The organism is Ancylobacter mangrovi (assembly GCF_024752355.1).
Taxonomy (GTDB): domain Bacteria; phylum Pseudomonadota; class Alphaproteobacteria; order Rhizobiales; family Xanthobacteraceae; genus Ancylobacter; species Ancylobacter mangrovi.
On record NZ_JANTHZ010000006.1, the window covers coordinates 96,523 to 119,466 of the forward strand.

The 22,944-nt window shown below is 67.9% G+C and carries 25 protein-coding genes; 7 read left to right on the forward strand and 18 right to left on the reverse strand.

Features of this window, described 5'->3' with window-relative positions; translation table 11 throughout:
* Nucleotides 1–4 precede the first annotated feature (4 nt).
* From pqqD to NVS89_RS14125, 7 genes are all read right to left on the reverse strand, one after another.
* The gene (gene pqqD / locus NVS89_RS14100) at nt 5–313 is read right to left on the reverse strand and encodes a pyrroloquinoline quinone biosynthesis peptide chaperone PqqD (RefSeq protein ID WP_258733394.1); all 309 of its coding nucleotides are present in this window, start codon (nt 311–313) and stop codon (nt 5–7) included.
* Nucleotides 310–1,047 (reverse strand): pyrroloquinoline-quinone synthase PqqC, encoded by a 738-nt coding sequence (pqqC, locus tag NVS89_RS14105; protein WP_258733395.1) that lies wholly within the window; start codon nt 1,045–1,047, stop codon nt 310–312. The genes pqqD and pqqC overlap by 4 nt, the downstream gene beginning before the upstream one ends.
* Nucleotides 1,044–1,961, reverse strand: a complete 918-nt coding sequence (gene pqqB, locus NVS89_RS14110; protein WP_258733583.1) for a pyrroloquinoline quinone biosynthesis protein PqqB — start codon at nt 1,959–1,961, stop codon at nt 1,044–1,046. Before pqqB ends, pqqC begins: the two co-directional genes overlap by 4 nt.
* 58 nt (nt 1,962–2,019) lie before the next feature.
* Nucleotides 2,020–2,097: a pyrroloquinoline quinone precursor peptide PqqA gene (gene pqqA, locus NVS89_RS22995; protein ID WP_374114579.1), complete on the reverse strand. Its 78-nt coding sequence runs from the start codon at nt 2,095–2,097 to the stop codon at nt 2,020–2,022.
* A gap of 215 nt (nt 2,098–2,312) precedes the next feature.
* On the reverse strand, nt 2,313–3,002 hold the full coding sequence (locus tag NVS89_RS14115) for a response regulator transcription factor (protein WP_258733396.1): 690 nt from the start codon (nt 3,000–3,002) through the stop codon (nt 2,313–2,315).
* A complete protein-coding gene (locus NVS89_RS14120; protein WP_258733397.1) occupies nt 2,999–4,585 on the reverse strand; it encodes a sensor histidine kinase in 1,587 nt (528 codons plus the stop codon). Before NVS89_RS14120 ends, NVS89_RS14115 begins: the two co-directional genes overlap by 4 nt.
* Before the next feature lie 193 nt (nt 4,586–4,778).
* Complete coding sequence (locus NVS89_RS14125; protein WP_258733398.1) at nt 4,779–4,988, reverse strand: hypothetical protein; 210 nt, start codon at nt 4,986–4,988, stop codon at nt 4,779–4,781.
* 507 nt (nt 4,989–5,495) lie between these two features.
* Between NVS89_RS14125 and fae the strand changes: the two genes are divergently transcribed.
* Nucleotides 5,496–6,002: a formaldehyde-activating enzyme gene (gene fae / locus NVS89_RS14130; protein WP_258733399.1), complete on the forward strand. Its 507-nt coding sequence runs from the start codon at nt 5,496–5,498 to the stop codon at nt 6,000–6,002.
* Between the two features lie 199 nt (nt 6,003–6,201).
* Here the strand turns inward: fae and NVS89_RS14135 are convergent, their stop codons facing one another.
* Genes NVS89_RS14135 through NVS89_RS14150 form a run of 4 tightly spaced genes read right to left on the reverse strand, consistent with a single transcriptional unit; the run spans nt 6,202 to nt 9,263 of the window.
* Nucleotides 6,202–6,954, reverse strand: coding sequence for an ABC transporter ATP-binding protein (locus tag NVS89_RS14135; RefSeq protein ID WP_374114580.1), 753 nt, complete (start codon nt 6,952–6,954; stop codon nt 6,202–6,204).
* Complete coding sequence (locus tag NVS89_RS14140) at nt 6,942–7,691, reverse strand: ABC transporter permease (protein ID WP_258733401.1); 750 nt, start codon at nt 7,689–7,691, stop codon at nt 6,942–6,944. Before NVS89_RS14140 ends, NVS89_RS14135 begins: the two co-directional genes overlap by 13 nt.
* 7 nt (nt 7,692–7,698) lie before the next feature.
* A complete protein-coding gene (locus tag NVS89_RS14145; protein ID WP_258733402.1) occupies nt 7,699–8,700 on the reverse strand; it encodes an ABC transporter substrate-binding protein in 1,002 nt (333 codons plus the stop codon).
* An 11-nt stretch (nt 8,701–8,711) separates the two neighbouring features.
* Nucleotides 8,712–9,263, reverse strand: coding sequence for a DUF3280 domain-containing protein (locus tag NVS89_RS14150; protein WP_258733403.1), 552 nt, complete (start codon nt 9,261–9,263; stop codon nt 8,712–8,714).
* A gap of 262 nt (nt 9,264–9,525) precedes the next feature.
* Here NVS89_RS14150 and NVS89_RS14155 point away from each other — a divergent pair, with 262 nt between their 5' ends.
* The 5 genes from NVS89_RS14155 to NVS89_RS14175 all read left to right on the forward strand — a co-directional run bounded on the left by NVS89_RS14155 (nt 9,526) and on the right by NVS89_RS14175 (nt 14,618).
* Complete coding sequence (locus tag NVS89_RS14155; RefSeq protein WP_258733404.1) at nt 9,526–10,857, forward strand: lanthanide ABC transporter ABC transporter substrate-binding protein PedA1; 1,332 nt, start codon at nt 9,526–9,528, stop codon at nt 10,855–10,857.
* Between the two features lie 27 nt (nt 10,858–10,884).
* Nucleotides 10,885–11,871 (forward strand): PQQ-dependent catabolism-associated beta-propeller protein, encoded by a 987-nt coding sequence (locus NVS89_RS14160; protein ID WP_258733405.1) that lies wholly within the window; start codon nt 10,885–10,887, stop codon nt 11,869–11,871.
* A gap of 133 nt (nt 11,872–12,004) precedes the next feature.
* Nucleotides 12,005–12,790: a lanthanide ABC transporter ATP-binding protein PedB/LutE gene (locus NVS89_RS14165; RefSeq protein WP_258733406.1), complete on the forward strand. Its 786-nt coding sequence runs from the start codon at nt 12,005–12,007 to the stop codon at nt 12,788–12,790.
* Nucleotides 12,791–12,891: 101 nt separating this feature from the next.
* Entirely contained in the window at nt 12,892–13,728 is an 837-nt protein-coding gene (locus NVS89_RS14170) for a lanthanide ABC transporter permease protein PedC (protein WP_258733584.1), read from the forward strand.
* Between the two features lie 77 nt (nt 13,729–13,805).
* Nucleotides 13,806–14,618 carry a hypothetical protein gene (locus NVS89_RS14175; RefSeq protein ID WP_258733407.1) on the forward strand — a complete coding sequence of 271 codons (813 nt, stop codon included), beginning with the start codon at nt 13,806–13,808 and terminating at the stop codon, nt 14,616–14,618.
* Nucleotides 14,619–14,637: 19 nt separating this feature from the next.
* Here the strand turns inward: NVS89_RS14175 and NVS89_RS14180 are convergent, their stop codons facing one another.
* The 7 genes from NVS89_RS14180 to NVS89_RS14210 form a co-directional block, all read right to left on the reverse strand.
* Nucleotides 14,638–15,201 (reverse strand): HXXEE domain-containing protein, encoded by a 564-nt coding sequence (locus tag NVS89_RS14180; RefSeq protein WP_258733408.1) that lies wholly within the window; start codon nt 15,199–15,201, stop codon nt 14,638–14,640.
* 65 nt (nt 15,202–15,266) lie between these two features.
* A complete protein-coding gene (locus NVS89_RS14185; RefSeq protein ID WP_258733409.1) occupies nt 15,267–15,875 on the reverse strand; it encodes a PQQ-dependent catabolism-associated CXXCW motif protein in 609 nt (202 codons plus the stop codon).
* Between the two features lie 28 nt (nt 15,876–15,903).
* Nucleotides 15,904–16,761 carry a substrate-binding domain-containing protein gene (locus NVS89_RS14190; RefSeq protein WP_258733410.1) on the reverse strand — a complete coding sequence of 286 codons (858 nt, stop codon included), beginning with the start codon at nt 16,759–16,761 and terminating at the stop codon, nt 15,904–15,906.
* Nucleotides 16,762–16,765: 4 nt separating this feature from the next.
* Nucleotides 16,766–17,356 carry a c-type cytochrome, methanol metabolism-related gene (locus tag NVS89_RS14195; protein ID WP_374114573.1) on the reverse strand — a complete coding sequence of 197 codons (591 nt, stop codon included), beginning with the start codon at nt 17,354–17,356 and terminating at the stop codon, nt 16,766–16,768.
* Between the two features lie 233 nt (nt 17,357–17,589).
* Entirely contained in the window at nt 17,590–19,335 is a 1,746-nt protein-coding gene (gene xoxF5 / locus NVS89_RS14200) for a lanthanide-dependent methanol dehydrogenase XoxF5 (RefSeq protein WP_309486554.1), read from the reverse strand.
* Between the two features lie 477 nt (nt 19,336–19,812).
* A complete protein-coding gene (locus tag NVS89_RS14205) occupies nt 19,813–20,790 on the reverse strand; it encodes a quinoprotein relay system zinc metallohydrolase 2 (RefSeq protein WP_258733412.1) in 978 nt (325 codons plus the stop codon).
* Nucleotides 20,791–20,830: 40 nt separating this feature from the next.
* A complete protein-coding gene (locus NVS89_RS14210; RefSeq protein WP_258733413.1) occupies nt 20,831–21,241 on the reverse strand; it encodes a c-type cytochrome in 411 nt (136 codons plus the stop codon).
* Nucleotides 21,242–21,648: 407 nt separating this feature from the next.
* Here NVS89_RS14210 and NVS89_RS14215 point away from each other — a divergent pair, with 407 nt between their 5' ends.
* On the forward strand, nt 21,649–22,881 hold the full coding sequence (locus NVS89_RS14215) for an FAD-dependent oxidoreductase (protein ID WP_258733414.1): 1,233 nt from the start codon (nt 21,649–21,651) through the stop codon (nt 22,879–22,881).
* The last annotated feature ends 63 nt before the right edge of the window (nt 22,882–22,944 follow it).

The following is a 22,944-nucleotide window of genomic DNA, read 5'->3' on the forward strand; positions in this document are numbered from 1 at the left end:
ACGTTCATGATGCGGCATCCCCGATCGGCGAGGGCATGGTCTCGATCAGCCCCTTCTCCTTCAGCCCGGCGAGGAAGGCGTCGACATCGCTCGCCACCCGCTCGCGGTCCACGGTGAAGGCGCTCACCAGCTCGTCGATGATGACCTCGACCGAGCGCGTGCCATCGACCTTCTTCAGGATTTCGACCGCCACCGGATCCGGGTTCAGCACGCGCTCGGGCGCCAGCAGCACCCATTGCCCGCGTGCCTCGTCGTGACGCAGGCGCACGCCGCGCACGAGACGGGGAACGGCAGTGGCGGGAATGACGGTCATCGCTTTTCCTTCGGCTCGAAGGCGCCCGGATAGGCCATCTTCGGATCGACATAGGCGAAGTAGAGCGCGTCGAGCTGCACCCACAGCACGTCGCATTTGAACTCCAGCGCGCGGATCGCGGCCTCCTGCTGCTCGGGCGTGCGCGCGTGCTGCTTCACGTAGTCGAGTGCGAAATCCGCATCGCGCGGGGCCTGCGTCAGGCGCTTCTCGAAATAGGCCAGCGTCTCGCTGGAGACGAAATCATAGTTCTTCAGCATGCCGGCGACACGCTCGCCGATGATGCCGGGCGAGAACATTTCGGTGAGCGAGGAAGCGATCGCCTCCAGAAGGCTCTTCTCGCGCACGAAGTGGACATAGGCCTCCACCGCGAAACGGGTGGCCGGCAGCAGGCCGCGCAGCGAGGTGACATAGTCCCGGTCGAGGCCGAGCCCGTCGGTCAGCTTGATCCAGCGGGCGATGCCGCCCTCGCCTTCGTGATCGCCGTCATGGTCGATGATCCGCTGGCGCCAGACGCGGCGCAGCTCGGGCTCCTCCATGCGGGCGAGGACGGAGGAATCCTTCACCGGGATCATCGCCTGGTAGAAAAAACGGTTCAGCGCCCAGGCCTGGACCTGCCCGAGATCCAGCTTGCCGTCATGCAGCAGGCGGTGAAACGGGTGCAGGTTGTGGTAGCGCCGCCGGCCGACATCGCGCAGGCGTGCCTCCAGCTCGTCGGGCGTCATCAGCGCGGTCATAGGGCGATCTCCATCCCGTCCTCGGCTATTTCCCAGCCGGCCCGGTTGGCTTCGACGCGCTCGGGCGAGCCGTCGATCAGCACCGGATTCGTGTTGTTGATGTGCAGGTAGACGCGCCGGCCGATGCCGATATCCGCCAGCGCCGCCATCGACCCGTCCGGGCCGGACATGCTCATATGGCCCATGCGATGCCCGGTCTTGGCGCTGAGCCCGGCGCGGATCATCTCGTCGTCGCGCCACAGCGTGCCGTCGAACAGCACGGCGTCGGCGCCCGCCATGCGCTCGGCGAGGGCGGGCGTGACCATGGCGCAGCCGGGAATGTAGAGGACGCGCCGGTCGCCGGCCTTCAGCTCGACGCCGATGGTCTGCTCGCCCTCGATATCGGTGGCGAGGCGGCCCTTCTCGGCCTCCTCGCGCGCCTCGAGATAGAGCGCGATCTTGCCGGGCACCGGAAAGATCGTCGCGGTGACACCGGCCACCAGTTCGAACGAGGTTCCGAGCTCCACGGCGCGGCGCTCCACAATTCCCTCGGCCAGCACGTCAAACGCGCTGTTGGCGCCGAGCACGCCATGCACGGACGGCGTCGCCATCAGCGCAAAGGGCTGCCCCTCACGCAGGCTGAGCAGCCCGGCGACATGGTCGATATCGGCGTTGGTGAGCAGCACGGAGGCCACCGGCGTATGCCGGCGGCCTCCTCGCGGATGCAATGCCGGCACAGCTTGAATTTGCGCAAGGATCTCCGGTGCGCAATTCACCAATGCCCACCTCTCGCCATCCGCGGTGACCGCTATGGACGACTGGGTCCGGCGGCGGACACGGGGATCACCATCCCAGGCGAGGGTGCAAACAGGGCATCGGCAGTTCCATTGGGGGAATCCCCCGCCGGCTGCCGAGCCGAGCACGATGAGGCGCAGGCGGGACGCGGTCATGAGCTTCAGCAGGTCAGAACCGCGCCGGCCGGCCCCTCAAGGCTCAGAAGTCCGCCGGCATATAGGCGTTGACTTCCATGCCGACGCAGACTTCGACGATACGCGGAGTGTTCCAGGCCATTTCATCCTCCTCAGTCTGTTGCTTTCCACGTTGCTTCTAAGAAAATCATAAGAAGCTCTATGGACTTGCGGTTGTTTTACCGCATGAATGAGTGTGGTGATTATTCCCGAAGACGTCAAGTATTGCTTCGGGAATTGACCTGGAACGTCATTCCAGGTCTACATTATGCCACACCAGATCCTTCATCGTGCGCGCCCGGTCCGCGCGAATCCGCCTCAGACCGGCTCCGGCTCGAACATGAAGCCGCGACCGCGCACGGTGACGATCATGTGCACCCCTTCCGGCAGTGCTTCCGCCAGCTTGTGGCGGAGATAGCCGACATAGACGTCGACCACGTTGAGCGAGGCGCCGCCATGGCCGGCCCACAGGGCCGTGAAGATGTCGGCGCGCGCCAGCGGTTCCCCGGCATGACGCATCAGCAGCGCCAATAGTTCCACTTCACGTTCGGTCAGACGAACACGCGTCGCGCCGATCTGCGCCTGCCGGGTCTCGAGGTCGAGCGTCAGCGATCCGGCGGTCAGGACCCGCGGCTCCGCGTCGTCATTGGTCCGGCGCAGCGCCTGCACCCGCACCCGCGCCAGCAGCTCCTCGAAGGCGAAGGGCTTGACGATATAGTCGTCCGCGCCGGCCAGCAGGCCCTCGGTGCGCTCGTTCACGCTGGAGCGGGCGGACAGCATGATGATGGGCGCGGTCTGGCCGCCGGCGCGCAGGGCGCGGCAGACCTCGATGCCGGAGCGCCCCGGCAGCATCACGTCGAGGATGATCGCCTCCAGCGGCTTGCCGTTGGCGGCCTTCAGCGCCTCCTCGCCGTCGCCGACGAGCTCGACCTGATAGCTCTCCGAGGCGAAGCCCCGGCGCAGCAACGACCCGATATCGGGATCGTCCTCGACGATGAGAATGGTCATTGGGCGGCCTCCAGGCGGATGTCGGTCTCAGGCGAGGGAAGGCGGATCGTCACGCAGGTGCCGCTTCGCGCCCCCTCCTCCCGGCCGGTCTTGCTTTCTATGTCGATCCGACCGCCGTGGCGGTCGATGATCCATTTGGCGAGGGCGAGCCCGATGCCGAAGCCGGTGCCCTCGTGCTGTCCCGCCGCGCCGCGCCAGAAGCGCTCGAACACGTGCGGCAGCTCGGCCTCGGGGATGCCCGAGCCCTCGTCGCGCACCGTCAGCACGACCATTCCGGCCTCGCGGCCGGCCTCGATGCCGATGCTCCCGCCGAAAGACGAATGGCGTATCGCGTTCGCCACCAGCCCGTCCAGCGTCTGGCGCAGCCAGTCGCGGTCGGCGCTGAGCAGCAGCCCCTCCTCCGCCTCGGCGAGTTCGAGGGTGAGCCCCGCCGCCCGCGCCAGCGGGCCCATGCTCTCGCGCACGTCCTCCATAAGGTCGCGCACCGGAAAGAGCGAGCGATCGAGCTCGATCTGCCCGCTTTCCGAGCGGGCGATGCGCAGCAGGTCCTCCACCCGCCGGTGCAGCTTGCGGGCCCGGGTCTGGATGGTGACCAGCGCCGAGCGCAGCTCCGCCTCGGGCGGATGGGCGGCGCGCAGCGTGATCTCCGCCTCGCCGAGAATCACGGTCAGCGGCGTGCGCAGCTCATGGCTGACATCGGTGAAGAAGCGCCGGCGGGCGAGGTCGACGCTCTCCAGCCGGGCATTGGCGGCCCGCAGCTCCGCGGTGCGCGAATCCACGGTCTCCTGCAGCATCTTGCGCGCCGCCACCAGCCGGCCCTCGCGGCGGGCGAGATGCGCCGCCATGCGGTTGAACCGCGCCATGGCGAGGCTGAGCTCGTCATGGCCGGTGACGGTGAGGCGGGTATCGGAGCGTCCCTTGGCCAGCGCCGAGGCGGCGGTGGCGACGTCGGCGACGCGATGCACCAGCGAGCGGCCGAGCCGGTGATAGATGAACACGGCGATCAGGAACGCCAGCAGCACGCCGCTGAGCCCCCAGCGCAGGCTGCGCGCGCGAAGCTGCGCCACCGCCGCCTGGGCGTCGTGCGCGGTCGCGCGCTCGTCCTCCATCGCCTGGCCGAGCGGGGCCCCGAAGCCGGCGGCGAACACGTCGAGCGCGACCCGCACCCCGTCGGCGGGGTCGGGCCGCAGGAACGCGGTCTCGATCTGGCGGTCGAGGATCTGGAACTGGGCGCCCAGCCGGGCGACGGTGCGGCTGCGCGCCGCCATCAGCGTGCGCTGCTCCTCGTCGCCGAGGCGGCCGACATCGGCCTCCAACGCGGCCTCGAAGCGCTCGAACGAAGCCAGCACCGCCTGGCGCGCCACGGTCATGGCGCCCTGCGCGCGCAGGCTCGGGTCCTGCGCCGAGCGCAGCGCCACCAGCGCGTAGTCGCCGATGCGGGCGGAAATGCCGGAAAGCAGCTCGAGCCGGCTCTGCGCGGTGACCAGCCGCTCGACCTGCCGGTTGGCCGCGCCGAGCGTCGTCACCAGCATGAGCGCCGACGCCGCCGTCACCAGTACCGCAACGGCGAGCAGCAGCGCCATACGCGCTCTGAGTGACGAAAAAGACAGGCGCCTCATGCCGCAGTCCCGTTACACCACCTGCGTGAGGTGACGTCAGGATAATTTCACGGACAAGACGCCCGCGCACGCTGCGGCGCAGCACAAATCCGCGCCCGCGGCAATGCGCCCGGCGGAAGGCGGGACTCGGGCAATGAAGCGCGGATACCGACCTCGGTCAGATATCCTGCCCGCCGGCGCCCGGCCGACCGCAACGCCACCTCAATACCTTCCACTTCGGATGCGTCTGGCTCCATTCGGCGATCGCCGGCATGGCGGACATGACGCACTGGGTCGGCAGCGGCGCCTGCTCCAGCGCGACGGACAGAGCCTCCTCACGGCAGACGCCAGGGCTGGCAACGAGGCAGATAGACAAGATCAGTTCCATAAACCGGTTCCTTTGGCGTGAGCCAGAACCCTCTGCGTTCCCCTTTCCTCCGAAGTGGGCGCCTCGCGGCACCTTCCGGCTTCTTCGGTTCCTTCGGGACGTGCCCCAGGCAACCTCTACGCCCCCACATCAGCAAGAATGAGACCAATGCAGTCGGTCGACATGTATACGACAACTGTGGCGTGACCGGATCACTTGATCGCCCTCTGATTGAGCGCCGCCGTGCGATGCTGAATATTCTTTGGTCATGCCGGTAATTTTCGCAGCGGCAGGCTGCGACGAAGGGCCTGTGGCCGGAGCCCCCGGAAACCACCCGCAAGGCGCTGAACGGCCGAAGAATCCCTTGCAGTTAAAGGCGAAGCGAGCCTAGTCTCTCGCCCGTCACGTGTCGGTCGCGCTATCGGGCCAACCGGTTTGGTGTTCCAAACGCTGCAACAAAGATAGCCGGGACATTTGAGAGGGGCATCCCCGCCCCTTGATCATGCAACCCCGTCTGGGAGGATTTAGATGGCCAAGATCAACAAGGTACTCATCGGTGAGTCGCTGGTCGGCGACGGCAACGAAGTCGCGCATATCGACCTCATCATTGGCCCGCGCGGTTCCGCTGCGGAGAGTGCGTTCCTCAACGCGCTCACCAACAACAAGGACGGCTTCACCTCGCTGCTCGCAGTGGTGACCCCGAACCTGCTCGCCAAGCCGAACACCATCCTGTTCAACAAGGTGACCATCAAGGACGCCCGCCAGGCGGTGCAGATGTTCGGGCCGGCCCAGTACGCCGTCGCCAAGGCCGTCGTCGACAGCGTCGCCGAAGGCGTGATCCCGGAAGACGAGGCCGACGACCTGTTCATCTCGGTCGGCGTGTTCATTCACTGGGAAGCGGCGGACGACGCCAAGATCCAGCAGTTCAACTACGAAGCCACCAAGCAGGCGATCAAGCGCGCCGTCGACGGCGAGCCGAAGATCAAGGACGTGCTCGCGCAGGCCGGCTCGGCCAAGCACCCCTTCGCCGCTTAGATCGGAAGCAACCCTGGGCAGACAACAGCACCGCCCGCGGCGCCTCAGCATCCGAAGGGCCTGCTCCAGCGGTTGGCGGCGATCTTTCTCGACAAGTGACGGCGGCTCCCGCCCTCGCTTTCGCGATGGAGAAGGCGGACCCCGCCCTCTCCGATCCGCCGGCCCCTTCAAGCCCGGAGCGTCGCCGCTCCGGGCTTTTTCATGCCGTCCCGGTCCGCTCCCGGCCGGCGAGCGCCAGCCCGGCCGTGTGGCGGAACGCCTCGACCTTGGCAGGGCTCGCGCGCTCCAGCAGTCCGAGCCTCACCTCGACGTCGCGCGCCACCTGCGCCGGCGTGCCCTCGAGCACGACGATGCGACTGGCGAGCGCGACCGCCTCGTTGCCGTCATGGGTCACGAACAGCACGGTCGCCGCGCGCCGGTGCAGCAGCGCCCGTAACAGTTCGCGCAGCCGCGTCGCGTTGGCCTCGTCGAGCGAGACGAACGGCTCGTCCATCAGCAGCACGTCCGGCTCGATGACGAAGGCCCGCGCCAGCGCCACCCGCCGCTGCTGGCCGAGCGACAGCCGCTCGGGATAGGCGTCCGCGAGATCGGCAAGGCCCACTTCCTCCAGCATGGCGCGCCCCGCCTCCTGGCTCGCCGGGCCCGACGGCAGCGGCAGCACCACGTTCTCCAGCACGGTGCGCCAGGGCAGCAGGCGCGGGCTCTGGAAGGCGTAGCCGATGCGCGGCGCCGGCATGCCGAAGCGCACCGAACCGCGGAACCGTGTGTCGAGGCCGGCCACGATGTTGAGCAGCGTCGTCTTGCCGAGCCCCGACGCGCCGAGCAGCACCAGGAACTCATGCGCGGCGACCTCGAGCCGGAAGTCTCGGAAGATCTCCCGCGCCGGCGCGGCGCCGACCGCCGGAAAGCGCTTCTCGGCGATGTCTATGGTGATCGAGGTCATCGCCGCCACCGGTTCGCCCACCGCTCCCAGGGCTGGAGCAGCGCGATCTCGATAAGCTGCACGACGACGGTGAACGCCAGCGCATAGGCGAGCACGGTGGCGACGTCGAACAGCTGGAACGCCGTCTGCAGGGCGAAGCCGACCCCGTTGGAGCGCCCGAGCAGTTCCACTACCAGCACGATCTTCCAGGTCAGCGCGAGCCCCGAACGCGCGCTCGCCGTGAAGAAGGGCACGAGCTGAGGCAGCGTCACCTCGCGCAGCGTCTTCAGCGCCGGCAGGCGGTAGACCCGCGCCATCTCGTCGAGGTCGCGCGACAGCGCCGCCGCGCCCTCGCGCATGGTCACCGCGACATTGGGGATCTTGTTGATCGCCACCGCCGTGATCGCAGCGACCTCGGTGAGGCCGAACCACACGTAGCACAGGATGATGATCACCAGCGCCGGCATGTTCAGCAGCACGATCAGCCATGGCCCGAACATCTCGTTGAGCTGGCGCGACTGACCGAGCACGATGCCGACCGCCGAGCCGACCACCATGGCGATGATGAAGCTCGCCGCCACCCGCGCCAGGGTGATGGCGATGTTGTCCTGAAGCGCGCCGCTCGCCGCCTCTCGCTCCATCGCCGCGAGCACCGCGCCGGGGCCCGGCAGCAGGGGCGAGGCGATCCACCAGGCGCCCGCCTGCCAGACCAGGGCCAGCGCCAGCAGCGAGGCCGCCGTCAGCAGGAGGCGAAACGCCGTCGACACGCCCCGCTCACTCCCCAGACGGTGCGAACAGGCCGCGGTCGAAGCCCGGATTCGGCCCGACCAGATCCGGCCCGCCGATCGATGCCAGCACGTCGTAGAGCTTGGCGCAGGACGCGCGCTCGGCCTCGCCGAAGCTGTCGGGAATGCCGGCGCGGTAATAGTCCCGCAGCTTGGCGAACTCGGCATCGTCCGCCGCCTGCATCAGGGGGCGGATGCGCGCCCAGGCCGCATCGGAGGTGGCGAGCACCCGGTTCGCGGCGGCGGCGGCCCGCAGGAAGGCGGCGATCGCCGCGCCCTTCTGCGCCAGGATCGCCTCGCGCCAGACATAGCCGACCAGCGGCGGCGCCGGGTCGATCCCGAGCCCCGCCATGATGTCCTTCACGTCGAACAGGCGCTTGTAGCCCTTGGCGTCGAGCCGCGCCGCATAGGGCCAGAAGGTCAGCACGGCGTCGATGCGGCCGAGCTCGAGCTGCTTGTTGACCAGCGGCGGCGCGCCGTAGACCGGCTCGGCGACCTCGGCGAGATCGGCGTCGATCTGCGTGCGGCCATAGGCGCGCAGCAGCAGCCAGCTCTTGTCGAGCGCGCCGCCTGCCACGCCCAGCTTGCGCCCGCGCAGGTCCGCCAGCGTCTTCACCGGCCCATCCGGCGCGACCATGAGCGCGCCGAGGGCGTTCGAGAACGGGGCGAAGCGCAGCCGGTCGCCATCGGTGCGCCGGCGCATCGCCCAGAGCCAGTCGGAGACGATGAGGTCGATATCGCCCGCCTGCAGCCCGACCGTCGTCGCTTGCCCGCTGGCGAAATCGACATTGTCGATGACGAGCCCCTCCTTCTCGCCCAGCTTCTCGGCCTCGATGGTGGCGATCAGCCAGTTCAGCGTGCCGAATTTCAGCGCCCCGATGCGCAGCGTCCCGACGGGATTGGCGGGTTGCGCGCGGGCGCTGGGTGGCGCGAGCGCGAGCGCGCCGGTGAGCGCGCCGGCGGAGGCGAGAAGGGTTCGGCGGGACAGCATGGAGTTCGCCCTCATGGCGCGGCCTTGCCGGTCAGCGGCGGATCGAAGAGCCGGTTGCGGGCGAGATAGGACACGCCGCGCATCCAGGATTCGTCGGTGTTGTTGCGGATGTCGACGCTGCCCGCGCGCAGCACCTTGCCCGTCGCCACGTCGCGGAGCTGGAAATTGATGTTGAGGATGAGGTTCGACACCTTCTGGACCAGCCCGATCACCTCGATGTCGGCACCGAGCCGGCGCGCGATCGGCAGTTCGCAGCTGTTGCAGTTGCGGAATGGTGCGGCGTCGGCGATCTTCGCCTCCTCGGGCGAAAGATCGACCACCTGATAGCCGGCGGCGGAAATCCGGCGGCGCAGTTCGTCGGTGATGAGCGCGAGGCGGTGCGCCTCCTCCGGCTTCGGACCGCTCAGGCTCGCCTCGCCGCTGGTGTCGAACAGCTCGAACGGGAAGACGGCGACGCGGGTCGCCGCCTGCGCGGACCCGGCGACGCCCATGGCCGCCAGCCACAGCCCGAGCGCGAGCCCCCCGAACGCGAACCCTCCGGCCGCGCGTGCACCTCTCCTCATCCCGGACGTCTCCCTTCCCGTTTTCTATCGGTTGCCTGAAATCATACCGTCCGGGACCGGGCCCGCAACTGATCGCGATCAACTTCGCGTCACGATCTCAGGAATATTTATAATATAAACAGAGATATCGACCAGTCTTATTAAATTCTTATTTTCTCTATTGTGTTGAATACTAGGATGCCTTTGATAGAATTTCTCCCGCGGTGACGAAACGTCAATCACACCGTCATGTAATTAAGAACACACAAGGGACGAAACGCCGATGAACTGGATGGCCGGCGCCGCGACCGCGGCACGCCTCTTGAGCTCGCGCTTTCCGGGCTCGCGGCACGGGACCCCCGCTCTTCCGCCCTCCCGCCTTCTGGCCTCGGGCATGCTGGCCGCCGGCCTCTCGGTGTCCTGCCTCCTTGGCCTGTTCGCCGCGCCGCCCGCCTTGGCCCAGCAGCCCGCGAGCCCGCCGCTGGCGGCCAAGCCGGCCGCGACGATCCCGCCCGAGCAGACCTTCAACATCGGCGTGGTGCGCCAGATTCCCGAGCTGCCGCCCTGGGTGGCGCCACTGCAGATGCCGCCGGACGATCTCGGCATCGCCGGCGCCGAGCTCGGCATTCGCGACAACCTCACCAGCGGGCGCTTCCTCAAGCTCGATTACAAGCTCACCACCGAGACCGTGCCGACCGACGGCGACCCGCTGCCGGTGGCGCAGAAGCTCTACGACGCCGGCAACCGCTTCATCCTGCTCGACGTCCCGGCCGACCAGCTTCTGCGCATCTCCGACGCGATGAAGGACAGCGACGTCATCCTCCTCAATGTCGGCGCCCCCGACGACCGGCTGCGCCAGGAGGACTGCCGCGCCAACGTGTTCCACATCGTCCCCAGCCGGTCGATGCTGACCGACGCGCTGGCGCAGTTCCTCATCACCAAGCGCTGGAACAACTGGTTCCTGATGGTCGGGCGCACCGACGCCGACAAGCTCTATGCCGATGCGGTGCGGCACTCGGCGAAGAAGTTCGGCGGCAAGATCGTCGCCGAGAAGGTCTGGGACTACGGCCCGGACGCGCGCGCCACCGCCCAGTCGGAAGTGCCGCGCGGCACCCAGGTCGGCGAGTACGACATGCTGATCGTGGCCGACGAGCTCGGCGAGTTCGGCGACATCCTGCCCTACAATACCTGGCTCTCGCGCCCGGTCGCCGGCACGCAGGGCCTGATGCCGCTGTCCTGGCACGAGACCATGGAGAACTGGGCCGCCTCCCAGCTCCAGAGCCGCTTCTTCAAGACCACCAAGCGCCTCATGCGCCCGCTCGACTACCAGTTCTGGGAGGGCGTGGTCGCCATCGGCTCGGCCGGCATCAAGACCCGCAACAGCGACGTGAAGACCGTGCGCGACTTCATGCTCGGCCCCGGCTACGACCTGCCCGTGTTCAAGGGCGTGGCGGCGACGTTCCGCGGCTGGGACCACCAGCTGCGCCAGCCGATCGTGCTGGCCCAGCCGACCAACATGGTCTCGCTCTCGCCGCAGGAGGGCTTCCTCCACCAGGTCACGCCGCTCGACACGCTCGGCTTCGACAAGCCCGAGACGAAATGCAAATTCAACTAAAAATCATGTAGTTGCCAGGAGGAACCGATGAAACGCCCGGTCACGCTCGCCGCCGGCCTCGCCGCGCTGGCGGGGCTCTTGATGATCGATGCCCTGCCCGCCCAGGCCGGCCCCCGCGCCTTTATCTCCAACGAGCGCGACCACACCATGAGCGTGCTCGACATGGACAGCCTCAAGGTCATCAAGACCATCAAGACCGGCCGCCGGCCGCGCGGCATCACGGCGAGCCCGGACGGCAAGCTGATCTATCTGTGCGCCTCAGACGACAGCCGGATCGAGGTCTATGATTCCCAGACCATGGAGCTGGTGAAGACGCTGCGCTCCGGTCCCGACCCGGAGCTGTTCGTGCTGCACCCCTCGGGCAACCCGCTCTACATCGCCAACGAAGACGACAACATGGTCACGGTGGTGAATGTGAACAATAACGAGCTGGTGGCCGAGATCCCGGTGGGCGTGGAGCCGGAGGGCATGGGCGTGAGCCCGGACGGGAAATATCTCGTCAACACCTCCGAGACCACCAACATGGCCCACGTGATCGACACCAGCAACAACGAGATCATCGAGAACATCCTCGTCGATTCGCGCCCGCGCTTCGCCCAGTTCAGCCATGACGGCAAGCAGCTCTGGGTATCCTCGGAGGTCGGTGGCACGGTCGCGGTGGTCGACCCGGCGACGTGGAAGATCGTGAAGAAGATCTCCTTCAAGATCCCCGGCGTCGCGGACGAGGCCATCCAGCCGGTCGGCATCCGCCTGACCAAGGACGGCAGCAAGGCGTTTGTCGCCCTCGGCCCGGCCAACCGCGTCGCGGTGATCGACCCGAAGACGCTCGAGGTGGAGAAATATCTGCTCGTCGGCCAGCGCGTCTGGCAGCTCGGCTTCACGCCGGACGAGAAGGTCCTCGTGTCGACCAACGGCAATTCGAACGACGTCTCGATCATCGACGTGGCGAGCGAGAAGGTCACCAAGTCGATCACCGTCGGCCGCGCGCCGTGGGGCGTGGTGATCGTGCCCTAACCGGGCGCCAAACGAGAAAGAGAGGAGCCGGCATGAAAAGAAGGTTCACATGACGACGTTCGCGCGTTCATTCTCCTGAAGATCCGACTGGCCCCGGCCGCGCGCCGGGGCCTTCCTTCCGACCGGACTGCCGATGACGGAATCGCCGACCGCTCCCCTCCCCGACGCCAGGCTCCCCGCCCGCGAGCCGGCGCTCGCCGTGACCGACGTCACCCATAGCTTTGGCAGCCGCAAGGCGCTCGACCGGGTGAGCCTCACCGTTCCGGCGGCGAGCTTCACCGCGCTGCTCGGCCCCAATGGCGCGGGCAAGACCACGCTGTTCTCGCTCGTCACGCGGCTCTACGACAACCGCAGCGGCACGATCCGGGTGCTGGGCTACGACGTGCGGCGCCAGGCCGCCGCCGCGCTGAGCCGGCTCGGCGTGGTGTTCCAGGCCCGCACGCTCGACCTCGAGCTCACCGTGCAGCAGAACCTGCTCTACCACGCCACCCTGCACGGCATGGGCTTCGCCGCCGGGCGCCGCCGCGCGGGCGAGGTGCTGGAGCAGGCGGGCCTCGCCGAGCGCGCCCGCGACAAGGTGCGCACCCTCTCCGGCGGCCAGATGCGCCGCGTCGAGATCGCCCGCGCGCTGATCCATCGCCCTCGCCTGCTGCTGCTCGACGAGCCGACCGTCGGGCTCGACATCGCCTCGCGCGCCGCGCTGCTGGCGCAGGTCCGCGCCCTCGTCGCCGAGGAAGGCATCGGTGTCCTGTGGGCGACCCACATCATCGAGGAGATCTTGCCGGACGACCGGGTCGTGGTGCTCCATCGCGGCCGCGTGCGCGCCGAGGGACGGGCCGGCGAGATTTCCGCCGGCGCCGGCACGCTGGCGGCCGCCTTCCTCGCGCTGGTCGGTGAGGACGCGGAGGTGCCGGCATGAACGCGCCCCGCACCGGCACGCGCGACATCGAGGCGGGCGTTGCGCCCCTGCCCGAACGCGCGCCCGCTCCCACTCCGCCCTCGTCCGACCCGCGCCACGCGATGCCCGCCGGGCGCTTCCGCCTGCCGCTTTCCGGCTATGCCATCTGCCTCGCCGGCATCTGCTGGCGCGAGGGGCTGCGCTTCCTCAACCAGCGCGGCCGGTTCCTGTCGGCACTGGTGCGTCCGCTGGTGTGGCTGTTCATCTTCGCCGCCGGCTTCCGCTCGGTGCTGGGCGTGTCGATCATCCCGCCCTACGAGACCTATGTGTTGTACGAGGTCTACGTCACGCCCGGGCTGGTGGCGATGATCCAGCTCTTCAACGGCCTGCAGTCCTCGCTCTCCATGGTCTATGACCGCGAGGTCGGGGCGATGCGGATCCTGCTGGTCAGCCCCTATCCGCGCTGGTTCCTGCTGGTCTCCAAGCTCGTCGCCGGCATCTGCGTCTCGCTGCTGCAGGTCTACGCATTCCTGCTGGTCGCGTGGTTCTGGGACGTCGAGCTGCCGCCGATCGGCTACCTCACCGTGCTGCCCGCGCTCATGCTCTCCGGGCTGATGCTGGGGGCGATGGGCCTGCTCCTGTCCTCGGTGTTCCGGCAGATGGAGAACTTCGCCAGCGTGATGAACTTCGTCATCTTCCCGATGTTCTTCGCCTCCTCCGCGCTCTACCCGCTGTGGCGGGTGCAGGAGAGCAGCCTGGTGCTGTGGTGGATCTGCACGCTGAACCCGTTCTCCTACGCGGTGGAGCTGATCCGCTTCGCGCTTTATGGCCAGTTCAACCCGCTCGCCACCGCCGTGGTGGCCGGCTGCGCGCTGGTCTTTCTCGGCGCCGCCATTTTCGCCTACGATCCTTCCGCCGGCGTGATGGCCCGCCGCGGCGGGCCCGACAACGCCAGATGAGGCCGGCCTACCCGTTCGATCCGCCGGCCGTGAACGACCATAAAAACCAGAACAGAAACGCTTTCGAGGACGCCCCGATGCCCGCACGCCGCTTCCGCCTTCGCCCCGACGCCCCTCTCCGACGTACGGCGCTCTCCGCCGCGCTTTGCGCCGCCGGCGCACTGGGCCTCGCCCTCGCAGCCGCGCCCGCGCATGCCGCCGGTGGCGCCGACCCGCTGTGGCCCTGCATCCAGCCCAAGGTGCCGACCCTCGCCGCCGGGCAGATGTGGGCCGGCCCCACGATCGAGGGGATCAACTGGCACGACGACCCGAAGGTCGCGGAGCTGGTGCCGATTCTCGCCGCGCGCCGCACACCGATGGACGAGGCCGACAGCCTCATCAACGCCTTCGCCGCCGATGCCGGCAGCGGCGCCGACAAGAACAAGCGGCTGACCATGCTGTTCGCCGGCGTGTTCGACGAGATCAACACCCAGCGCAGCCGCATCCTCGCCGGCATCGAGCGCTACTCGAAGCATCAGGTCGACCTGTCCAAGCGCATCAAGGAGGAGAGCCTGGAGCTCTCCAGGGCCAAGAAGGCCGAGAAGAAGGCGGCGGCCGGAAAGACCGATGCCAGCGCCCCGGACGCCAAGGCCGCCACCGCGCCGAACAGCGCGACGCCGAGCGGCGCGGCAGCGGGAGGCACCGGCCAGAGCGGTACCAATCAGAACACCGCCGGCCAGGGCGGCAATGGTCAGGCAGGCTCGACCGCCGAGCTGGAAAAGGAAGTGCTCTGGGACACCCGCATCTACGACGCCCGCCACCAGGCAGTCTCGGCGGTCTGCGAAAGCCCGGTGATCCTCGAGCAGCGCGTCTTCGCCCTCGCCCGCGCGATCCAGAACGTGATGGACTGAGGCCCGCGCGCCGCGACGCTCAGGCGGGGAGCCGCCTGAGCCGGAACTGCACCTGCGCGATGATGGCGAGGTGCAGCACGAGCGCGCCGGCAAGGCTGCACAGATGGGCGGGAAGCGAGGCGGCGCCGGTCGCGATGACGGCGAACAGCGTCGCCAGACTCAGCGGCAGGAACAGCACCAGCGAGGTCGCGAGGCCGGGATTGTAGCGGCGCAGGCGCACACCCACCGCGACATGGGTCAGCGCGTTCACCAGCATCGCATAGGGCGCCACCAGTCCGTAGCCTAGCCCATAGGCAAGCGCCGCATAGAAGGCGGCGAGGTTCAGGCCCCAGACGACAGGAAGGTTGACCACCAGCACCGCCGTGCGCGTGAGCCCCTCGCGCCCGTCGAACACCACCGTGTTAGCGAAGCGGCGGAAACGGTCGCCGGCATGCTCCTCGACCTGATGGATCATATAACCCGGGCTGTGCAGGAAGATCAGCAGCACCACCGGGGGAAGCGTCAGCGCCGGCACGACCGCCAGAAGCGCCGCTGCCATGAAGCCGGCGCCGGCGACCCAGTGACCCACCAGCCAGTCGCGCATGCGCACCCTGCCCCCGCCTCTCGCGACGGGCTCCGGGCGGGCGCCTGTCGCCTTATTCCTGCGGCTTATTCCCGCGGCTTGGCCTGCTCCACCGGCAGGCCGGCCTGCGCCCAGCCGTCGCTGCCGCCAGGATACCAGACGATGTTGGTATAGCCATACGTCATGGCGCGCTTGGCCGCGTTCCAGCTCATCCAGCAATCGGTCTTGCAGTAGAAGACCAACGGCGCGTCCTGCCGGCCGTCGGCAAGCGCGTCGAGGCCGTGGCGGAAATAGTCGTCCATTTCCGCGTTGAGCACGCCGTAGCCGACATTGGGCAGCCACACGCTGCCCGGCACGTTGTCGTGCTTCTTGTCGCGCCAGATGGTGCCGGGCGGAAGGTTCGCCGGCTTCACGTCGCGCGGCAGCACGTCGACGAAGATCGCGGCCTTGTCGCGCCAGAGCCGCTCGGCCTCGGCGGTGTCGATCACGCGCGCGCCCTTCAGCGTCGCCGGGGTCGGCGCGCGATAGGCGTCCATGCGGTAGCCGTCCGGCTCCGGGACGGGCGCCCCCGCTACAGCGGGCGTGTTCGCCGGGGTCTGCCCCGACACCGGCGAGAGGGCGAACAGGACCAGGGCCAGACCGACGATGCCGATCCAGGCGAGGCGGGTCAGTGGCGGTTCGTGGTGCGGGCTCATGATGCCTCCCAGTAGCCGCCACCCGGTCTCAGGGCGCCGGCTCGATCGGCCGGTTCTGCGCGTCGAGCAGCGGCACGCCGTACTCCGCGAGAATGCGGTTGATCGCACCCTGCTCCTCGGCGATGAAGCCGTTGAGCTGATGCTTCCAGTTGAGCTCGCCCGGGCGGATGCCGAAGGTGATGCGGTAGACGAGCGAGGGATCGCCCTTCTCCTTCACCAGCGGTGTCACCGTGAGCGGCTCGGACGAGGCCTTGGCGAAATAGCCGCCGATCGGCCCCCACAGGATGCCGGCATCGATGGTGCCGTCGTCGATGTCGGCGATCATCGTCTCGGCCGGGCTGTCGAAGCGCCGGTCGACCATCAGCGAATAGGGCCGCGCCATCCCCATCAGCCCGTTGCGGGCCAGCAGGTCGGCCGGGGGCGTGCCGGCCACCACGCCGATGTGCCGTCCCTTGAGGCGCGGATCCTCCAGCGTGTCGACGCCGGCGAGATCGCCGTCCTTCCGGGTGATCAGCACCCAGGCGGACTGGTAGTAGGGATTGGTGTTGAGCACCGGATCCGCGCCGACCACATAGCCCATGACCACGTCGCAAACCCGCGAGCCGAGCGTCTTGCGGTAGAATCCGGTGGCCTGCGGGAACCAGGTGTAGTCGAGCTCGAGGTCGAGCTTCTTGGCGAGAAGCTCGGCGATCTTGTTCTCGAACCCCTCCCCCTCCTCGTTGGTGAAGGGCATGTTGGCGGGATCGGCGCACACGCGCAGGGTCGAGCGGTCGACGAGATCGGAGACCTGGGCCGAAGCCGGGGTCACGCCGCCGAGCGCGACGACCAGCAGCCCGGCCGCCGCCGCGGGCAGGCAGCGCGACGCGGCGCGCGCGAGCGCACCCATCGCCTCAGCCCGCCCGGCCGAAGCACTGATCCTCGTTTTCCTTGTACGCATTGCTCTTGTCCTCGCGCTTGCTCGGCCGGACACGGCCGAGCGCGCCGTCGGCGCGGGCCTTCAGATAGATATAGATATCGTCGAGATAGCACATGACGTTCTTGTTCTCGCCGAAGGACGGCATGACCTGGTCAGCCGTGCCCACGCCGATGTTCTTCTTGCCGTTGACGACCGTCTCCATGAACTGCTCGTAGGTCATCGTCTTCAGCGAGTCGGCGAGCGCGGGGGCGTAGGTCGAGCCCATGCCGTCGGGGCCGTGGCAGACATGGCATTCGGCGTGATAGCGCCGGTATCCGCTGTAGGTGTACCAGTCGACCGTGCCGTCCTTGCCGATGTTGTAGGTCGGCGTCCCGTCCGGAAGCGTGTACTCGCCCAGATCGTCCTTTTCCTTGGCCACCGGCTCGCCGGCCGGCGCCGGGGTCGCGGCTTCCTGGGCATGGGAGGGGATCGGCATCAGGAGAGTGGTCGCGAGGACCAGGGCCGATACGCCGGCGGATGCCGGCAGGATGCCGGAAACAAGCCATCCGCGAACAGGATTCTTCATCGATCAGTCTCCTCAGGGCGCCGCTAGGGTCAGGAGGCCGGAGCGCCGGGATCGGCGAGGCCGGCGCGGGCCGGTCACAGGGTGCAGCGTGTGCCTAGATTCGGAATTGTTCTAAGAACTTCATAAACTTGGGTGGCCTGAGACGGCGGGGCCCGGCACACCGGACAAGCCGGCGGCCAGGCCCCCTTCGTTCAGGAGGGCGCCCCGCGTACGGAGCGCCTCCAAGCACGTCCTCAGTTCGGCAGCGCGAACACCGTGAGCTGACCACCGAGGTTGGTGTAGTTCGACAGAGCCGCATAGCCGCCCACCGCGCCGAGGCCGGCATTGGGATCGGTCAGGCCGGCCGCGAGGCCGATGCCCGCCCATCCGCCGACGCCCGACAGGATGGCGATGTACTGCTTGCCCTTGTGCTCGTAGGTGGTGACGTTGCCGATGATGCCGGACGGGGTCTTGAACTTGTAGAGTTCCTTGCCCGTCTTGGCGTCGACCGCCTTCAGGTAGCCTTCCAGCGTGCCGTAGAACACCACGTCACCCGCGGTGGCGAGGGCGCCCGACCACACCGAGAACGGCTCGGGCAGCGACCAGACGATCTTGCCCTTGGTGTTGTCCCAGGCGATGAAGTTGCCCATGCCGCCATGGCTGTTCGGCGCGGGGAACATCGACAGGGTGGCGCCGACATAGGGCTGGCCCGCCGTGTAGCTGACGCGGAAGGGCTCGTAGTCCATGCAGACGTGGTTGGTGGGCACGTAGAACAGGTGGGTCTTGGGCGAGTAGGACGCCGGCTGCTGGTCCTTGGTGCCGAGCGCCGCCGGGCAGATGCCCTTGGTGTTCACGTCTTCGCCCTGCTCCTGGGTCGAATACTTGGCGACGACCAGCGGACGACCATAGGTCGGGCTGTTCTTGTCCATGTCGACCTTGGAGGCCCAGTTGACCGCCGGATCATACTTCTCGGCGACCAGCAGCTCGCCGGTCACGCGGTCCAGCGTGTAGCCGAAGCCGTTACGGTCGAAGTGGGTGAGCAGCTTGCGCGGCTGGCCGTTGAACTGCTGATCGGTGAGGATCATCTCGTTCACGCCGTCGAAGTCCCACTCGTCGTGCGGGGTCATCTGGTAGACCCACTTGGCCATGCCGGTGTCGGCATCGCGGGCCCAGATGGTCATCGACCACTTGTTGTCGCCGGGGCGCTGGGACGGGTTCCAGGTGGAGGGGTTGCCCGAACCGTAATAGACGAGATTGGTCTCGGGGTCGTAGGAGTACCAGCCCCAAGTACAACCGCCGCCGATCTTCCACTGATCGCCTTCCCAGGTCTTCAGCGACGAATCCTTGCCGATCGGCTTGCCGAGCGCGGTCGTCTTCTCGGGGTCGACGAGGAGCTCGCTGTCCGGGCCCATCGAGTAGCCGCGCCAGACCTGCTTGCCGGTCTTGGCGTCATAGGCGGTCACGTGGCAGCGCACGCCGAACTCACCACCCGAGATGCCGACGATCACCTTGTCCTTGACCGGCAGTACGGTCGCGGTGTTGGTCTCGCCCTTCTTCGGATCGCCATTGACGACCGACCACTTCTTCTCGCCGGTCTTGGCGTCGAGCGCCACCAGCGTCGTGTCGGCCTGGTGCAGGAAGATCATGCCGTCGGAATAGGCGAGACCGCGGTTGACGGTGTCGCAGCACATCACCGGAATGACGTTCGGATCCTGCTTCGGCTCGTATTTCCACACGATGCGACCATCGTTGTTGAGGTCGAGCGCGTAGACGATGTTGGGGAAGGGCGTGTGCACGTACATCATGTCGCCGATGATGAGCGGGCCGCCTTCATGGCCGCGCAACACACCGGTCGAGAACGTCCAGGCCACCTGAAGCTTGCCGACATTGCCGGCATTGATCTGGTCGAGCTTGGAATAACGGGTGTTGGCGTAGTCGCCGGTCTGAATACCCCACTGCTTGGGGTCTTTCATGATAGTCATCAGCCCGTCATTGGCCATAGCCGGCCAAGCATAGGCTGCCGCAGCACTGATGAATGCTGCTGCCAAAACCTTGCGCATGCCTAAATCTCCTCCTGAACGATCCTCCGGGACCGACCAACAGGTCGGCCCGTCGCGGCTTGTTGCCGTTCTGAGCTTTCGTCCTCGGCAGCGTGTCACGACCGGCTGGGGGAGAATCAGCCGGATCTTCACGGGGGCTCCTGCCCCAAGCTGGCCTACGAACCGGATCGAAGGATTGCCCCTCGAAAGCCGTTGAAGCCGAAGACGTAAGGAAGGCTAATCCGAATTCCTACAACGCGCAATAAGAACTCTTATGAGAAATAGGTCTTATTATGATTTTGCTGCAGGCGCGAAGAATATACAATATACCAGACAACTATACTTAATTCCCGCCCCGTTGCCTCGTGCGTATGCGCGTCGCTCGCGCGTGAAATAACTACCATCCCGTCGGCGCGGTCATGCTGCGCTGCGGCATGCTCATTCCCACTCCAGCTCGTGATAGGCGGCGATGGCGTTGCGGGCGTTGAACTCGTCGAACAGAGACCACGCGCCGCGCTCACCCTGGGCGGTCGCGGCCGGCGCATCGCCCATCGGCCGCCCATCGGCGATGAGCCGGCGCACATCGTCGCGCAGCGCCGCCAGATAGCGCCGCTCGGCTTCGGAGGCCGCCGGCCATTCGACGCTGGCCGGCCCGTGACCGGGAACGACCCGCGGGGCCGATTCGCCGGCGAGCGTCCCCAGAAGGTCGAGCCAGCCGAGCAGGCTGCCGTCGAGGGTCGGCACATGGCCGACGAACAGCAGGTCGCCGAGCAGCCAGGTCCCGGTGTTCCGGTCGCGGATGGTCAGATCGTTGTCGGTGTGGGCGGTCGGCCGCGCCGCCAGGTCGAGCACGCGCCCGCCGAGGTCGAGCGTCAGCGTGTCGTCGACCAGCAGGTCCGGCAGCACGATGCGGGTGCCCCTGCCCTGCTCGCCGAGCATCCGGTCCACCTGCGCCAGATAGGTGTCGGCGCGCACGGAGAGCGCGCGCGGCATCTTGTGATGCGCCACGAAGCGCACCCCTTGCGCCTCGAAAGCCGCGTTTCCCAGCGTGTGGTCGGGGTGCATGTGGGTGTTGACGACGTAGCGCAGCGGCCGGTCCGTCGTCGCGCGGACCGCCGCCAGCATGCGCTCGCCCGCCAGACGGCTGTTGCCGGTGTCGACCACCGCCGCCGCCTCCGCGCCGACGATCAGCGTCATGTTCGCGATCGCGCCGCCATTCGACGGAGCGATGATCTCGTAAGGCGCGCGGAACACGAAGATGCCGTCGGCGACCTTCTCCAGCGGCATGGGCGCGGCGCCACCGGACGGCCCCGAAGCGGGCGGGTCCGATGCGGCGCGCGCACGCCCGCCGCCGGCGACGAGCGCGGCAGCGAGCGCGAGGAAGGAACGACGGTCGGGCCTCGGCACGTCAGGCATGGCAGCCTCCGCGCGATACCCCCGCGGAAACCCGCGGCGGCTACTTCTTCGGCGTACCATCCGCGTTGAAGCTGGACAGGTAGGCGATGATGTTCACGCGGTCGGACTCCTTGGGCAGCCCGGCGAAGACCATCTTGACCCCCGGCATGAAGCCCTTGGGGTTTTCGAGATAGGAGTTGAGCACCTCGGCGGTCCACACATCGCCCTTGGCGTTGTGCTCCTTCAGCGTGTCGGAATAGCTGAAGCCCTCGATCGAGCCCATCTTCCGCCCGACGACGCCGTTGAGCTCGGGGCCGACCTTGTTCTTGGCGTTCTCGCCGATGGCATGGCAGGCCATGCATTTACGGAAGACCTTGGCGCCCTTGTCGGCGTCGCCGGCCTCGGGGCTCTGGGCAAGAGCGGCGGTCGTGCCCAGCACAAGCAGGGCGGCGGCTGTGATGTAGCGATTCATGGCGTCCTTCCAGGCAGAGATCGTTCGTGGCGCCCTTATGACGGGGCTTGTACGGAACTTGTCAGGCAGCTCGCAGCGCCGCCGAACACTTAGAATGATGCTAGACGAAAAAAGGTCCAGCCCCGACATAGGTCCATGTCGCGGCGCATTTCGTCGCGGACGATGAAGCCGCCCGGCGCCCGGAATCCTTCCGCGACCGGACGTCGCCCCGGCCGATGCTTGCCGCCGGCAACATTGTTTTCGCGCGGCGCTTGCGTCGAAATATCCCACCTCGCCCGACCGTAGGTTCTTCACCCGATCGCCGGGCGCGAACGTTTCCCGTAGCGTCCGCCGGCCGCCATCGGCCGGAACGGAGCGTACGGACGGCGGCTCGAGGAAAGACCCGGAATGCGGTAAGGAGGCAGGGCATGGCTGATATCGAGACAGGTTGCGCCATCGTCGGCGCCGGGCCCGGAGGGCTCATGCTCGGCCTGCTGCTGGCACGCGCCGGGGTCGACGTCACGGTGCTGGAAAAGCACGGCGACTTCCTGCGCGACTTTCGCGGCGACACCATCCATCCCTCGACGCTGGAGATCATGCGCGAGCTTGGCCTGCTCGAGGGGCTGCTCGCGCTTCCGCACACCGAAGCGCCGCGGCTGCACGCCGAGATCGGCGGGCGCGACATCACCATCGCCGACTTCTCGCGCCTGCCCACGCAGTGCCGCTTCATCGCCTTCATGCCGCAATGGGAGTTCCTCGATTATGTCGCCCGCGAGGCCGCGCGGCACCCGAATTTCCGTCTCATCATCCAGGCCGAAGTGACAGACATCATTGACGAATCGGGGAAGGTCGTCGGCCTCGTCGCCCGCACGCCGGATGGCGATCTGACGGTGCGCGCCGCGCTCGTCGTCGGCGCGGACGGGCGCCACTCCGTGGTGCGGGAAAAGGCGGGGCTGGAGGTGGAAAGCTTCGGCAGCCCGAGCGACGTGCTGTGGATGAAGCTCTCTCACCAGCCGGACGATCCGCCCTACACGATGGGCCATGGCGGCCCGCGGCAGGGCTTCGTGATGGTCGATCGCGGCGACTACTGGCAGTGCGGCTACGTGGTGCGCAAGGGCAGCTTCGCCGAGGTCAGGGAAGCCGGTCTCGACGCCCTGCGGGCGGCGGTCGCGCAGGTCTCGCCCCTGCCCGCCTCGCGCATGGAGGAGATCCGCGACTGGGCCGACGTGCACCTGCTCAGCGTGCGGATCGACCGGCTGAAGCGCTGGTGGCGGCCGGGCGTGCTGTGCATCGGCGACGCCGCCCACGCCATGTCGCCGATCGGCGGATTCGGCGTGAACCTTGCCATCCAGGACGCGGTGGCGGCCGCGAACATCCTCGCCCGGCCGCTGCGCGACGGCACGCTGAGCGAGCGCGACCTCGCCGCGGTCGAATCGCGCCGCAGCTTCCCGACCAGGGCGACGCAGAAGCTCCAGCTCATGATGCGCCGCGACCGGCGCAAGCGCGAAGGAGAGGGCCACGGAAACAGGGTCGAGCCGGCGCCCGCGCGCAGCGGCCCGCCCGCCTTCATGCGCTGGATCGCCCGCTGGCCGATCCTCGCCCACCTCTCCGGCCGGCTGATCGGCCTCGGCTTCCGGCAGGAGCATGTGAAGGCGCCATAGGCGATTTCCGACGCCCGGGCCTCCTCGCCGCACCGGCGGCGCGTACCCTCGGCCGCCGGCGCG

Excerpts from the sequence above, each read along its gene's own strand:
- xoxF5 (WP_309486554.1), bottom strand. The coding sequence starts at position 19,335 with ATGGCCAATGACGGGCTGATGACTATCATGAAAGACCCCAAGCAGTGG.
- NVS89_RS14175 (WP_258733407.1), top strand. The coding sequence starts at position 13,806 with ATGCCCGCACGCCGCTTCCGCCTTCGCCCCGACGCCCCTCTCCGACGT.
- NVS89_RS14195 (WP_374114573.1), bottom strand. The coding sequence starts at position 17,356 with ATGAAGAATCCTGTTCGCGGATGGCTTGTTTCCGGCATCCTGCCGGCA.
- pqqD (WP_258733394.1), bottom strand. The coding sequence starts at position 313 with ATGACCGTCATTCCCGCCACTGCCGTTCCCCGTCTCGTGCGCGGCGTG.
- NVS89_RS14210 (WP_258733413.1), bottom strand. The coding sequence starts at position 21,241 with ATGAATCGCTACATCACAGCCGCCGCCCTGCTTGTGCTGGGCACGACC.
- NVS89_RS14185 (WP_258733409.1), bottom strand. The coding sequence starts at position 15,875 with ATGAGCCCGCACCACGAACCGCCACTGACCCGCCTCGCCTGGATCGGC.
- NVS89_RS14115 (WP_258733396.1), bottom strand. The coding sequence starts at position 3,002 with ATGACCATTCTCATCGTCGAGGACGATCCCGATATCGGGTCGTTGCTG.
- fae (WP_258733399.1), top strand. The coding sequence starts at position 5,496 with ATGGCCAAGATCAACAAGGTACTCATCGGTGAGTCGCTGGTCGGCGAC.
- NVS89_RS14205 (WP_258733412.1), bottom strand. The coding sequence starts at position 20,790 with ATGCCTGACGTGCCGAGGCCCGACCGTCGTTCCTTCCTCGCGCTCGCT.
- NVS89_RS14215 (WP_258733414.1), top strand. The coding sequence starts at position 21,649 with ATGGCTGATATCGAGACAGGTTGCGCCATCGTCGGCGCCGGGCCCGGA.
- NVS89_RS14120 (WP_258733397.1), bottom strand. The coding sequence starts at position 4,585 with ATGGCGCTGCTGCTCGCCGTTGCGGTACTGGTGACGGCGGCGTCGGCG.
- NVS89_RS14160 (WP_258733405.1), top strand. The coding sequence starts at position 10,885 with ATGAAACGCCCGGTCACGCTCGCCGCCGGCCTCGCCGCGCTGGCGGGG.
- pqqA (WP_374114579.1), bottom strand. The coding sequence starts at position 2,097 with ATGGCCTGGAACACTCCGCGTATCGTCGAAGTCTGCGTCGGCATGGAA.
- NVS89_RS14165 (WP_258733406.1), top strand. The coding sequence starts at position 12,005 with ATGACGGAATCGCCGACCGCTCCCCTCCCCGACGCCAGGCTCCCCGCC.
- NVS89_RS14150 (WP_258733403.1), bottom strand. The coding sequence starts at position 9,263 with ATGAGGAGAGGTGCACGCGCGGCCGGAGGGTTCGCGTTCGGGGGGCTC.
- NVS89_RS14155 (WP_258733404.1), top strand. The coding sequence starts at position 9,526 with ATGAACTGGATGGCCGGCGCCGCGACCGCGGCACGCCTCTTGAGCTCG.
- pqqC (WP_258733395.1), bottom strand. The coding sequence starts at position 1,047 with ATGACCGCGCTGATGACGCCCGACGAGCTGGAGGCACGCCTGCGCGAT.
- NVS89_RS14180 (WP_258733408.1), bottom strand. The coding sequence starts at position 15,201 with ATGCGCGACTGGCTGGTGGGTCACTGGGTCGCCGGCGCCGGCTTCATG.
- NVS89_RS14190 (WP_258733410.1), bottom strand. The coding sequence starts at position 16,761 with ATGGGTGCGCTCGCGCGCGCCGCGTCGCGCTGCCTGCCCGCGGCGGCG.
- NVS89_RS14170 (WP_258733584.1), top strand. The coding sequence starts at position 12,892 with ATGCCCGCCGGGCGCTTCCGCCTGCCGCTTTCCGGCTATGCCATCTGC.
- NVS89_RS14125 (WP_258733398.1), bottom strand. The coding sequence starts at position 4,988 with ATGGAACTGATCTTGTCTATCTGCCTCGTTGCCAGCCCTGGCGTCTGC.
- NVS89_RS14145 (WP_258733402.1), bottom strand. The coding sequence starts at position 8,700 with ATGCTGTCCCGCCGAACCCTTCTCGCCTCCGCCGGCGCGCTCACCGGC.